Origin of the sequence: Niabella aurantiaca DSM 17617 (assembly GCF_000374125.1) — a bacterium.
GTDB classification, from domain to species: domain Bacteria; phylum Bacteroidota; class Bacteroidia; order Chitinophagales; family Chitinophagaceae; genus Niabella; species Niabella aurantiaca.
Map to the genome: position 1 here is coordinate 224,864 of NZ_KB893643.1, position 13,812 is coordinate 238,675.

The 13,812-nt window shown below is 51.6% G+C and carries 7 protein-coding genes; 5 read left to right on the forward strand and 2 right to left on the reverse strand.

Going from position 1 to position 13,812, the window contains the following annotated elements:
- The first annotated feature begins 7 nt into the window (after positions 1-7).
- Positions 8-3,454, forward strand: coding sequence for a DUF1080 domain-containing protein (locus tag B160_RS0117800; RefSeq protein ID WP_018629283.1), 3,447 nt, complete (start codon positions 8-10; stop codon positions 3,452-3,454).
- A 310-nt stretch (positions 3,455-3,764) separates the two neighbouring features.
- Here the strand turns inward: B160_RS0117800 and B160_RS0117810 are convergent, their stop codons facing one another.
- On the reverse strand, positions 3,765-4,841 hold the full coding sequence (locus tag B160_RS0117810; RefSeq protein ID WP_018629285.1) for a Gfo/Idh/MocA family oxidoreductase: 1,077 nt from the start codon (positions 4,839-4,841) through the stop codon (positions 3,765-3,767).
- 184 nt (positions 4,842-5,025) lie between these two features.
- On the opposite strand from B160_RS0117810, the gene amaB reads away from it, so the two are divergent.
- The 4 genes from amaB (at position 5,026) to B160_RS0117840 (ending at position 11,978) form a co-directional block, all read left to right on the forward strand.
- Positions 5,026-6,549, forward strand: a complete 1,524-nt coding sequence (amaB, locus tag B160_RS0117820; protein ID WP_018629287.1) for an L-piperidine-6-carboxylate dehydrogenase — start codon at positions 5,026-5,028, stop codon at positions 6,547-6,549.
- 168 nt (positions 6,550-6,717) lie between these two features.
- Positions 6,718-8,376, forward strand: a complete 1,659-nt coding sequence (locus B160_RS0117825) for a S8 family peptidase (protein ID WP_018629288.1) — start codon at positions 6,718-6,720, stop codon at positions 8,374-8,376.
- A 146-nt stretch (positions 8,377-8,522) separates the two neighbouring features.
- Positions 8,523-10,064: a signal peptidase I gene (gene lepB, locus B160_RS0117830; RefSeq protein ID WP_018629289.1), complete on the forward strand. Its 1,542-nt coding sequence runs from the start codon at positions 8,523-8,525 to the stop codon at positions 10,062-10,064.
- 225 nt (positions 10,065-10,289) lie between these two features.
- Positions 10,290-11,978 (forward strand): FAD-dependent oxidoreductase, encoded by a 1,689-nt coding sequence (locus tag B160_RS0117840; RefSeq protein WP_018629291.1) that lies wholly within the window; start codon positions 10,290-10,292, stop codon positions 11,976-11,978.
- 75 nt (positions 11,979-12,053) lie between these two features.
- Here B160_RS0117840 and B160_RS0117845 read toward each other — a convergent pair whose 3' ends face one another.
- Positions 12,054-13,784 carry a DUF4091 domain-containing protein gene (locus tag B160_RS0117845; RefSeq protein WP_071597060.1) on the reverse strand — a complete coding sequence of 577 codons (1,731 nt, stop codon included), beginning with the start codon at positions 13,782-13,784 and terminating at the stop codon, positions 12,054-12,056.
- Positions 13,785-13,812 lie beyond the last annotated feature (28 nt).

The following is a 13,812-nucleotide window of genomic DNA, read 5'->3' on the forward strand; positions in this document are numbered from 1 at the left end:
ACAAACGATGAAAAAATTTACAATACTGACTTTTCTGCTTCTTTTGATGGCTGGCTTTACCAATGCGCAGCAAAAAGGAGATGTAAGAACCACAGCAACAAAAGTTGCAGACCTGCTGATGAAAATGCCTCCTCAAAGTTCAGCAGAGCTGGATGCTGCCATGAAGGAATTGACGGCAATCGGTGCACCCGGTTACCGGAGCATTATTGCTAAAATTCAGCCCCCGGGAAACCGGACCGACCAGGCAGCACGCTACGCGCTGAGCGGACTGACCAAATACCTGGGAAAAGGCAATGACCGCAGTGCCCAACGCATTGCAGCACTGGCGCTGGCTAATGGACTGAAGACCGTTCAAAACGATGAAATAAAAGATTTTTTGCTGCAGGAGTTGCAATACGTGGCGGGCGATGAAGTTGTGCCGGTAGTAAAAGGATACCTGCTTCATAAAAGGCTTACCGATCCTGCAGCCCGTGTTCTGGTTCGCGTAAACACCCGCAGCTCCGCTAATGCGCTCCTGTATGCGCTTTCCGCCGCAAAGGGTACACAGCAGATGATGCTGATAAAGGCCCTCGGCGATCTGAAGTATGCACCAGCGGCAAAAAAACTGCAGCAGCTGTATCCTTCTGTTCAGAACCTGAATACCCGGAAAGCACTGTTGTACGCGCTGGCAATGATCGGTGACCCGCAATCTGCCGCCACGCTGAAAGCGGCAGCCCGGAAAACAGGCTATCAGCCGGAAGCATCCAACGCCGTAAATTCATACCTGCGTTATCTTTCAAAAACAGCAGAGGGACCGGGCAGATCCGTTACGGAAAAAACGGCCCGCGAGCTACTGGCCATGAACGGGCTGCCCGTACAATTCCGCAACGCTGCACTGGGGCTGCTTTATAAAACAGCCGGCGAAAATGCACGTCCGGAACTGCTCGCGGCCCTCGCCTCTTCCGACAAACAATACCAGGCCGCGGCGGTCGCATTGCTTGGAGCATCTTACAACGAACAAATTTCCGGTGAGATCCGGAACGCAGTAAAAAATACATCGGATCCGGTACAACAGGCAAACCTGCTGCACGTGTTCGGTGAACATAAGGACAAAGCCGCATTACCCCTGTTAACCAGCTTACTCAGTTCCGGAAATAAACAGGTACAGCTGGCAGCCATTGCAGCTATTGCACGCGCCGGTGAAGGCGAAGCCATCGCTCCCTTGCTGAACCTGATACGCACTGCCGATGAATCTCCCGCTAAAGACGCATCATCCACCACCACGCTTGATGCGGCCCAAAAGGCATTACTGACCATTAAGGGTACCGATGTAGCCAGCCAGGCTGCCGCCCTGCTCCCGCAAACCTCAGGCGCAGCACGTGCAACATTGATCGACATTGTGGCCCGCCGGGGCGGCGAAAAATACGCCGGTACTGTTTTTGCCGATGCCACCAATACCGATGCAGCGGTACGGCTTGCAGCCATCAAGGCCCTTCCCTACGTTGTTGCTCCGGGTGACGAAGCAAAGATCGCCGGCCTGTTGAACAACGTGTCCAATACCGGCGAAGCGAATGCCCTGCAACAATCTCTGTTTGCTGCCATTAAAGAAAAGAAAACAAAGGCCAGCCAGGTAACCGCCGTAAAGGAGCTGATGAACAACGCCGGTGCCGGCAAGACCCATTATTATTCGGTGCTGGCTGATATTGGCGGCAAGGAAGCCCTGGATGTGGTACTGAATGATTTCAACACCGGCAACGCCGGTCAGAAAGCCGCCGCATTGAAAGCGCTTTCGGGTTGGAGCGATGCCGCGGCACTGGACGCGCTTTATACCATCGCGAAAGATCCGGCAAATGCCCGCTTCAGGAACGATGCGCTGAACAGCTTTATAGCCGGCATCAACCGGTCTAAGAATCCGGTAGACCAGAAGGTGCTGATGTTCCGCAAAGCCATGCAGCTTGCGGTCAGCAACGGGCAAAAAACAAAGATCCTCAAGGGTATCGGCAGCAACAGCTCCCTCTTATCCCTTGTTTTTGTTTCCAGCTACCTGGATGATCCGGCATTGCAGCAGGCCGCAGTACAGGCCGTAATGGCGATCGTTACCGATCATACCGATCTTTACGGGCCATTGGTGGAGGGCATTGTAAATAAAGCCATCTCCCTGAACAAAGACGGGGAAGCCGCCTACCAGAAAGCTGCCTGGGTAAAACAACTGGCCGGTCTTCCCAAAGATCCCGGCTATGTTTCCATGTTCAACGGTAAGGACCTCTCCGGCTGGAAGGGGCTGGTAGGCAACCCGCTGACAAGAGCAAAGATGACACCCCAGCAATTAGCAGCAGCGCAAAAGAAAGCTGATGAGCAAATGCGCAACGACTGGCGGGTAGAGAACGGCGTACTGGTGTTTGACGGTAAAGGATTTGACAACCTGGTATCCACCAGGATGTATGAAGACTTTGAGCTTTTTGTGGACTGGAGAATGGAAGCCAAAGGAGACGGCGGCGTTTATTTAAGAGGATCGCCACAGGTACAGACCTGGGATCCTTCCCGGACGGATGTGGGCGCACAGGTGGGATCCGGCGGCCTGTACAACAATAAGAAAAATAAAAGCACACCCCTCGTTTTTGCCGACAATCCCATCAACGAATGGAATACATTCCGCATTAAGATGGTCGGTAATAAAGTAACCGTTTACCTCAACGGCAAGCTGGTGACCAACAATGTAACACTGGAAAACTACTGGGACCGCAACATTCCTATTTTTGGAAAAGAGGCCATTGAACTGCAGGCCCATGGTACCCGCCTGGAGTTTCGCGATGTTTATGTGCGGGAAATTCCGCGGCCCCAGCCCTATGTGCTGAGCGAACAGGAAAAGAAAGATGGCTTTGAACCCCTGTTCAACGGAGTAGACATGAAGGGATGGACCGGCAATACCGAAGGCTATTTTGCCCAGGGCGGCACCATTATCTGCGATCCCTCTATTGCCGTTCCGGAAGGCGCCAATCGCAATGTGTACACCGAAAAAGAATTCAGCGACTTCATCATGCGTTTCGAATTCCAGCTAACCCCGGGTGCCAATAATGGTTTGGGCATCCGTGCTCCTTTAACAGGAGATGCCGCCTACGAAGGTATGGAACTGCAGATCCTGGATAATGAAGCCCCTATTTATAAAGACCTGCAGCCTTATCAATACCACGGATCCGTGTATGGCATCATCCCGGCGCTGAGAGGTTATTTAAAACCGGTGGGGCAATGGAACTACCAGGAAGTAAGAGCGGTTGGAAACCGGATCACGGTAATTCTGAACGGCAAGACCATTGTAGACGGCGATATCGCCAAAGCAAGCAAGAACAATACCGATACGCCCGATCATAAAAAGCACCCCGGGTTGCTGAACAAAACGGGACATATCGGGTTCCTGGGGCATGGTTCCTTTCTAAAATTCAGAAACCTGCGTATAAAGGACCTGAGCAAGAAATAATCATTTATAGCAAAAAGTGAAAAGGGGTTACGGTTGTAATCCCTTTTTTTAGCGCATGTCATTTCAGCTACATACATTTTTCCGGGTGCGTGAGGAACCCGGACCAGGGCGGCCGCCGCCGTATCTTCAGCAGAGCTACCGGTCCTTGGTCCGGGCCCGGGGTGTTTCCCTCCTGCAGGGACTGATGGAAAAGTAGCTTTGGCCGGTAAGGCGGTGAGTTCTTATCTCCCGGCCTGTGCGGAGCGGTCACTTAACCATGTTATTTTTAAACAGCTTCTTAGAAATCATTCTCTTAAAAAAGAATGCCCGCTCAGAGCTTCACCACCTGTCCTGTCTTTACCGATGCATCACAGGCAAATGCGATCCGCAAGCTGTTTACCGCATCATTCATATGATCCGTAAGATCTTCATCATTAACGATCGCATTGTAAAAATAGCGCTGCTGCCGGTTGCAGAGCTCCTGGTGATCCGGTTCATCCTGCATATCGATCCATTCATCTGCTTTGGTAAACTGATCGCTGGCATCCACATCAGCGTGGTGCAATAAAATGGATTCGGTCTTTGTATGTGCATCAATATCGGACGAAGCGCCAGTTCCGCCTGCACGTTTCGCAACAATGGAAACCGATCCTTTCGGTCCGATCACATCCTTTACAAAAAAAGCGGTCTCGCTGATCATCGGCCCCCAGCCTGCTTCATACCAGCCCACCGATCCATCTTCAAAACGGATCTGCAGCTGACCATAATTGTAATTATCCTCTGGCACCGCCTCGGAAAGTCGCGCGCCAATGGCTGTTACCTGTACCGGTTTTGAGCGCACCATCTGGCACATGACGTCAATATAGTGTACGCCGCAATCCACAATGGGACTCATATGGGAGAGGAATTTTTTATGCACCTGCCATGCATGCCCGCTGCTCTGCTGGTTCAGGTTCATCCGCATTACCAGCGGCCGCCCCAGACCCGAGGCCAGCTCAATAAATTTTTTCCAGGAAGGATGATGTCTTAAAATATAACCGACCACCAGTTTTTTACCCTGTTTTTTTGCAGCCTCCACCACACGGACCGCCCCCGCAACGGAGTCTGCCAGCGGTTTCTCAATAAATACATGCGCACCGGCTTCCAGGGCGCTGATGGCATACGCCTCATGTGTATCCTGGTAGGTGGCAATACAAACCGCGTCGGGCTGAACAGCCGCCAGCGCTTCATTAAAATCCGCGTAAAGCGGGTAATCCGTACCGAGCTGCCCGTTGAGCGCAGCATTGCTGCCGCCGCGCGATACCAACCCGCAGATCTCAAATGCCTCCATCTGATGATAGGCCGCAGCATGGGAACTTCCCATATTTCCGCAGCCGGCAACCAGCACCCGTAAACGTTTTTCACTCATATGATCTCATTCATTTTTATACTCCGGTAAATATCCCAAACTTACAGGAAATCAACGTAAAATTAAAGGCAGAATGCATGGGCCTTCCAAACCGCCGCATTGGGAGCGCCCGCTTTCGCGACGCCCGGGCTACAGCCCCTTCTTTTGCCGGTTTTTCGTAAATTACCGGATCAAATAAACGCATATGGATTTTTTAAAATCGCTGAGCATCGAAAAAACAAACCGCGGCACCAGTACCGGCGGCACCTGGCTGGAACCGCTGTCGGAAGATATCGCGTCTTACTCGCCGGTCGACGGAGCTTTGATCGGTACTGTTTCGGCGACCACAGCCGGGCAGTATGGGCTGGTGGCAGCACAGGCACAAAAGGCTTTTGCCGAATGGCGCAGCTGGCCGGCTCCCAGGCGTGGAGCGGTGGTACGCCAGATCGGTGACGCGCTGCGCCGACAAAAGGAATCGCTCGGAAGGCTGGTTTCTTATGAAATGGGGAAAAGCCTCCAGGAAGGCTGGGGAGAAGTGCAGGAAATGATCGATATCTGTGATTTTGCCGTGGGGTTGAGCCGGCAATTGTACGGGCTGGCCATGCACAGCGAACGCCCGGGGCACCGGATGTATGAACAGTACCATCCGCTGGGCGTTGTGGGCATTATCTCCGCCTTTAATTTTCCCGTAGCGGTCTGGAGCTGGAATGCCATGCTGGCCCTGGTTTGTGGCAATACCTGCATCTGGAAACCCTCCGAAAAAACTCCGCTCTGCGGCGTTGCCTGTCAAAACATTATTTCACATATTTTTGAAAATAATAATGTTCCTGACGGAGTCTGTAATTTAATTACAGGCGATCGTTCGGCCGGCGAATGGCTGGCGGCCGATCCCCGGATCGCGCTTGTTTCTGCAACCGGTTCCACCCGGATGGGCAAGGCCGTAGCGGCAACCGTGGCAGGCAGGCTGGGCCGCTCCCTGTTGGAGCTTGGCGGCAACAACGCGATCATCATTTCAAAAGACGCCGACCTGGATATTGCCCTGCTCGGGGCTGTTTTTGGGGCAGTAGGTACCGCCGGGCAGCGCTGTACCACTACCCGCCGCCTCATCATTCACGAATCGGTTTATGAAGCGGTAAAAGCCAAATTAAAACAGGCATACAACCAGTTAAAGATCGGCGATCCCCTGGATCCGGCCAATCATGTAGGCCCGTTAATTGACCAGGCCGCCGTGCAGTCCTACCTGAATGCCATTGAAAAATGCAGGGCTGAAGGAGGCCGCTTCCTGGTAGAGGGAGGTGTACTGGAAGGAGCATCTTTCAAAAGCGGATGCTACGTAAAGCCCTGTATTGCAGAGGTAGAACCTCTATATACTATAGTAAAAGAAGAGACCTTTGCCCCCATATTATACCTGTTGAAATACCAAACGCTGGAGGAAGCCATCGTCATTCAGAACGGGGTACCCCAGGGATTGTCTTCTGCAATCATGACGCTCAACCTGCGGGAGGCAGAGCAGTTCCTGTCCTATGCCGGAAGTGATTGCGGGATCGCCAATGTGAACATCGGCACTTCCGGTGCGGAGATCGGTGGTGCATTCGGCGGCGAAAAAGAGACCGGCGGCGGCAGGGAGAGTGGCAGCGATGCCTGGAAGAATTATATGCGGCGGCAAACGAATACCATCAACTACAGTGCAGCGCTTCCGTTGGCCCAGGGTATCCGGTTTGACCTGTAACTGCTAAATTTTGCCTAAAGAAAAAAGAGGGTGCAACCGCCGAAAACGGCAGCGCATCGTATAAAACGATACCGGATCCTGTTCTTAAGAATAATCTTTTTAGGATATTCTTAAAACCAGATCCGCTAAATTTGTAGCTTTTGCATAAGAAAACTCAATCTGAAGTACATGATGAAATTGTTGAAAAAGGCCGGATTGGCCCTGTTGAGCAGTGCGTTCCTGATTACCGGTTACGGACAGTCGGATGTTCCGAAAGGATGGCACCTGAAAGACCTGAAAACCGATGGGTACTATGGTATCAGCGTAAATAAAGCCTATGATTTCTTGCGGTCGAAAAACAAAAAAAGCAGTTCCGTGATCGTAGGGATCATTGACTCCGGCATCGATACCACCCATGAAGACCTCCGGCCGGTGCTCTGGACCAATAAAGGAGAGATCGCGGGAAATGGCATTGACGATGACAGGAATGGCTATGTGGATGATGTGCATGGCTGGAATTTTATCGGCAGCCGGGACGGAAAGGAGAACGTGACCAAGGACTCCTATGAAGCGGCCCGCGTATACTGGAAGCTGAAGGATAAATACGAAGGAAAGACGGTGAGCGAGGTTCCCGCTGCGGAACAGGAGACCTTTAAGACCTGGCAGCGCGCAAAGAAGGAAGTTCTTAAACCGGATGAAAACGGAACGGATGACATTTTCCTTGAAAGGATCTTCAAAATGATGAAAGTTGGTGACGAGATCATCCGCATCGATCTGAAAAAAGAAAAGTACACGGTCAAAGATCTCACCGATTACCGGGCGACCACCTTTAATGCCAACCAATTCAAGACCTTCCTGACCTCCATCAGCAAAGACAACAACAGCGACGACATCAGCAATAAAGACCTTCTTGAAAATATAGAGCAGGATATTGAAAAGATGAACAATAAAAAGCAGCCGCCGGAGCCCTTTCGCGATGAAGTGGTAAAAGACAATTACGACGACATCAACGACCGGTATTATGGCAACAACAACGTTCTGGTGAACGAGGAATCGGCGATGCATGGTACGCATGTGGCCGGCATTGTAGGCGCAGCGAGGAACAATGATAAGGGGATGGACGGCGTGGCAGATAATGTACAGATCATGAGCATACGCGCCGTGCCCAACGGGGACGAGCATGATAAAGACATCGCCCTTGCCATCCGCTATGCCGCCGACAATGGTGCGCGGGTCATCAACATGAGCTTTGGCAAAGGCTTCTCCCCCGAAAAAAAATGGGTGGATGACGCGGTGAAATATGCCGTAACAAAGGGGGTGCTTTTGGTACACGCTGCCGGAAACGATAAGCAGGACAATGACACTACGTTTAATTTTCCTTCGGCATATTACCTGGATAAAAGCAGGCCCGCAACCTGGATCACTGTTGGAGCCAGCGGCCCGGATGCCAAAAGCGGTCTCGTAGCCAACTTCTCCAATTACGGAAAAAAGGAAGTAGATGTTTTTGCGCCCGGCGTGCTGATCTACTCCACCCTTCCCGGTGGTGATACCTATGGCAACCAGCAGGGCACCAGCATGGCCGCGCCTGTTGTTACCGGTTTGGCGGCGCTGATCATGAGCTACTATCCCGGCCTGAGCGCCGTTCAGGTAAAAGAGATCATCGAACGGTCGGTTTTAAAACCCGACACAAAGGTAACCAACCCCGAAACCCGAACGGAAGTACCCCTCTCCGACCTGTCGGTAACCGGGGGGATCGTAAACGCTTATGAAGCCGTTAAATTAGCAGAAACTTATAAGGGCAGCAGTAATAAGGCCGTAAAACCCGCAGCCAGAAAAAGACACAAATAAAGATTTTTGTTATAGCAAGAGGCTGTTTCCATATATTTGGGGGCGGCCTCTTTGCTTAAAAGGGGTTAAATTGTTAATTCTGTAAGGCAAAAGGTTACATTGTGCCCCCTTTGCAATAAATTTGTTGATTAAAATAGTTTGAATCGATGCCGGTACACCATTTAATTGTTGTCTATCTGATCAGTACGCTGTTGGTTTTTCTTCCCTCCTTTGGTTTGGCGCCCTTGTTTAAAAAGGCAGGATATGCACCCTGGAAAGCCTTTGTTCCGTTTTACAACACCTGGGTGATGCAGGAGATTGCAGGACGGCCAAAGCATTGGGTGTTCTGGCAGTTCATCCCGGTTGTAGGCTGGTTCATCACCCCGGGGATCTTTATCGAGTTTGCAAAAGTATTCTGCCGGTTCTCCATTGCCGATCATTTTTTTGCCGCCATACTGGCGCCCTTCTACTTTCCCTGGCTGGCCCGCAATAAAGACGCACGCTTCATTAAGGCCGAGGGTGTAAAACACCATCAGAAGCCGGCCTGGCGCGAGTGGGTGGATGCCGCCGTTTTTGCAGTTGTTGCTGCTACGCTGATCCGCATCTTCATCTTTGAAGCCTATGTGATCCCATCCAGCTCCATGGAGAAGACCCTGCTCATCAATGATTATCTTTTTGTAAGCAAATTCAGTTACGGGCCGCGGATCCCCAATACCCCGCTCTCTGTACCTTTTGTACATAACTACCTACCGGGAAGCAGCGCAAAGTCCTATACCACGCTCATCGAGCTTCCTTATATCCGTTGGTTTGCAGCCCCGGTGAAACGGAATGACTGCGTGGTCTTCAACTTCCCCGAGGGCGATACGGTGATCAACAAGGACGGGTTCCAATCGGCCCAGCCCTATTATATGTTTGAGCGTATGCTGGGAAGGGACCGCGTCTTAAACGATCCGCAGTTTCAGCCACTGGCGGTGCACCCGGTCGATAAAACCGACAATTATATAAAACGTTGTATTGGTATTGCCGGCGATTCGCTCAAAATTGTGAACGGTATTGTTTACATCAATAACCAGCCGGGCAATATCGCTCCCACATCGGCCACATTCTATACCTTCCGTACAAAGAACAATACGCCGGTTGATGCTGATTTTCTCCGGGAATCCGGAATACGGCTGAATATGGAGAGCAACAGCCCGGATTTTGCCATGCTGAACGGAGGCAATTACAGCATTAACCTCACCCTGCCCGAACTGGAGATCCTGAAAAAGCTGCCCGTCATCGATCCGAACAGCATTGTAAAAGATGTTACGCCGGCCGGCCTTGTAGAGCAGGGCACCTTCCCTTTTGACACCCTCCACTTCAAATGGAACCGGGACAATTTCGGCACCATATGGATCCCCAAAAAAGGCGCTACCATTACCCTTACAAAAGAGAACATTGCCCTGTATCGCCGGGCCATACAGGTATATGAAAAGAATACGCTCGTAGAGCATGCAAACGGCAGTTTTGCGATCAATGGCACCCCTACGGATAAATACACGTTCAAAATGGACTACTACTGGATGATGGGCGACAACCGGCATAAATCGCAGGACAGCCGTTACTGGGGATTTGTACCGGAAGACCATGTTGTGGGCAAAGCTGCCATGATCTGGTTCAGCTATGAAGACGGCCCCAGATGGCGCCGGTTCTTTAAGATCATTAAATAGCTCATAATCTTAAAAAAAGTCTTCGCAGGCAACCCGCTTGTGGAGACTTTTTTTTAACGGCCATTCGCCTACCTATTCATACGAAACTGAATGATCATTCAGGCCGGTACTTTCCCGTATAATGCTGATGTGATAGCCCTTCAGGCCAATGAAAGGGTCTGTTACGGATATCCAACCGGTATAAAATGTATTTTTACAGGATCTGCATAACGATAAAGCCACACCATGACCGGAATTTCATCTGTAAAAAGAACCTTCTGTAAAGCGATCCGGAGCATTGCGCTCCCCTGTTTGTTCGTGATCTCCCTGCACTCCGTTGCGCAAAGTGGCCGTAGGTATGACATCGTTGTCTATGGAGGAACTGCCGCCGCTGTAATGGCCGCAGTTGAAGCCCGGATGTCCGGCAAATCGGTTGTTCTTATATCGCCCGACCGGCACCTCGGGGGGCTCTCCGCTTCCGGGCTGGGCTTTACCGATACCGGAGACAAATCGGTGATCGGCGGACTGGCCCGCGACTTTTACCATCGCATCTGGGAGCATTATAACGATCCCGCTGCGTGGAAATGGGAAACAAAAGCATCTTATGGGAACAAAGGACAGGGAACCCCGGCCATTGATGGCGCTAACCGCACCATGTGGATCTTTGAGCCGCATGTAGCGGAAAAGATCTTTGAAGATTATATAAAAGAATACAGGATACCGGTATATCGCAATGAATGGCTCGACCGGGAAAAAGGAGTGATCATTAAGAACCGGAAGATCCGCAGCATTGCAACACTTTCAAAAAAAAGATTTTCAGGGACCGTTTTTATTGATGCCACCTATGAAGGCGACCTGATGGCGGCTGCCGGGGTTTCCTATCATGTTGGCCGCGAAGCCGGCAATGTATATGGCGAACGCTGGAACGGGATACAGAAAGGTGTAAAACAGCACCGGCACAACTTTATGGTCCTGTCCGCCCCGGTAGATCCCTACAAAACGCCCGGTGATCCTTCCTCGGGGTTGCTGCCCGGCATCAGCGATGAGCCCCCCGGTAACAACGGTGAAGGAGATCACCGCATACAGGCCTATTGCTTCCGTGTCTGCATGTCGGCCAACCCGGCTAACCGGCGTCCCTTTCCAAAGCCGGAGCACTACAATCCGGATCAGTACCTGCTGCTGCTGCGGGTATTTCAAACGGGGTGGAACGAATGGTTCCAAAAGTTTGATGCCATTCCCAATAAAAAGACCGACACCAACAACCATGGTCCTTTCAGCACCGATTATATTGGCATGAATTATGACTACCCGGAAGCTTCGTACGAGCGCCGGAAAGCGATCATCAAAGACCACGGGGATTACCAAAAAGGGTTGCTCTGGTTTGTTTCCAATGACCGGCGTGTTCCGGAAAAGATACGGCTGCGCATGCAGCAATGGGGATTACCGGAAGATGAATTCAGGGACAACGGCGGGTGGCCCTGGCAATTGTATATCCGGGAAAGCAGGCGTATGACGGGCAGTTATATCATGACAGAACAGGATGTGCTGGCCAGGAAAGAGACCCCGCATTCCATTGGAATGGGCTCCTATGCGATGGACGCGCATAATGCGCAGCGCTATGTAGATGAAAAAGGGCAGGTACAGAATGAAGGCGATATAGGTGTAGCTCCGGACCGGCCTTATAAGATCTCCTATGGATCCATCACTCCCAAACGTACCGAATGCACCAACCTGCTGGTGCCCGTTTGTCTTTCTGCCAGCCATATCGCCTATGGATCCATCCGGATGGAACCGGTGTTCATGATCCTGGCACAATCAGCGGCGGCGGCAGCCTCACTGGCCATTGACGCGCGCATACCCGTACAGGATGTACCTTACCAGCAACTGAGCCATGCGTTAAAAAAGCGGAAACAGGTGCTGGGCCCGGGAAATTAGCCGGCAGCGCACGCAGCATCACCGTGCCGCATCAAAGATGAAAGGGTACACCTCGAACCTGAGATGACGCCTTCCCTACTGATTGATCAGCGGCTTCACTTTTGTTACCATATCCGCTGCAGCCTGTTGTGCCAGGTTTTTGATCTCAAATGCAGTAAGGGCGGCTTCGAGCTGTTTTAGTTTTGCGGCGTTGCCGTTTTCTTTGTACTTTTTTTTCAGAATGCGGATCTTTTCAAAATCCTGCACGCCTTCGATCATTTTTTCAAACCGGATGGAGGTAACCGGTCCGGGGTATACCTGGTAGGTATCTCCTGCAGGCCAGGTACGGAAACGGCTGTCGTTCACCGGATCCGCCGTCCAGCTGTTGTAGGCCCAGCGCAGGTAGCCTTTCATCCCTTTGGCGGCCGTGTACCAGCCGATCCAGACATGCTCTGCGGGCGGCGAGAAGGTGAACCCGTTCGGGTATTTTTCCGTGCAGCAGGTATACCAGGTACTCAGCTGTCCCCGTTGGTTCCGGGCCGCCAGCACATCTGCCGGGAACTGGTGCGCCGAAGCAATGCAGTAATCGTCAATATCTTTTTCTATTTCCGCATGATAGTCTCCTGCCAGCGCGATCTTCCAGTCCTTGTCAATTCCCTTCAATAATCTGATCACCGCTTTCATGGCATCCATGGGGCGCTCATCCATAGCAATGGTGGTCTTTTCAAACCAGCCCTTCGCCTTCAGGTGGCGGGTAAAATCCTTTAGCATGGGTGTCCAGAAAACATTGTATGCTTCTGACCCGATCTTGCCGGTAAATACCGTATCGCGGCCCAGGCCCTCATCATAATACTGAAAAGCCACCTTCCAGGGAACCATGCTGTAACAGTTGATGCGCTGGTTGATGCCCGTGCTCATTACGAAAGTGATGTACTTATCAAACAGGCTGTAATCAAAGCTCCAGCCGCCGTCCTTCTTCCTGGTCCATTTGATCAGGCTGGGATAATCGTCATAGGTCTGATGCCCCCAGGGCTCATTCACAATGCTGGCAGTGATGAATTTTTGTCCGGCCTTTGCCAGCATTGCATAGTATGGACGCATCCGTTCAAAATGCGCATCGCTCCATAACGGTACATTATGCACGCGGGCCACTGCCGCCGGGTGCTGCCACAGATCAAGATGAAATGCCCACTGCGATGCCGGGGGCAACACTTTATCCAGCACTTTAACGGTAAGCCTAAGCCGGTATTCTTTATCTGCCTTTATGGTGATCGGCCCTTCGTAGTTACCCGCCGGTGCATCTGCCGGCACATCGATGCTTACCCATATGGGCTGTACCTGGTTTGGTTTCAGAACGGCACGGGTCTTTCCAAAATCAATTGCATCCGCCACCAGCGATGAGTCAAAATCTACCGGTTTGCGATGCCCGCAGCCGTTGCGGAACTCATCCGTCATGACATACCCCATAAACCCGGTCTGCACCCGGTCAGCAGGGATCTCCGCACCATTTTCAGATTTCAGGGATCCGACAGCCGCTGCTACCGCTCCTTCTTTTGCGGACCATACGCCCAGCTGTGTATGCACCCGTTCCCCCTTCCAGGCTACCAGCGTTTCGGCGTTCTTAGCTGCTGCTTCCGGAATGCGGTCCTGCGGATACCGTTTATTACTGTTGAGGAAACCAACGGCCGTACCCCCTTTCAGGGTTTGCCAGCGGGCAGTTTTTTCCGCCGTGGTCATCGGAGGTTCTTTTTGAAGCGCAAGACTGATATCCTGTGCCGATAAGATACGAATGGTGCAAAGCAAGGCTGTTGTTAGAAGATAACGCATGATCATGAATTGAGTAGGAGGCAAAATA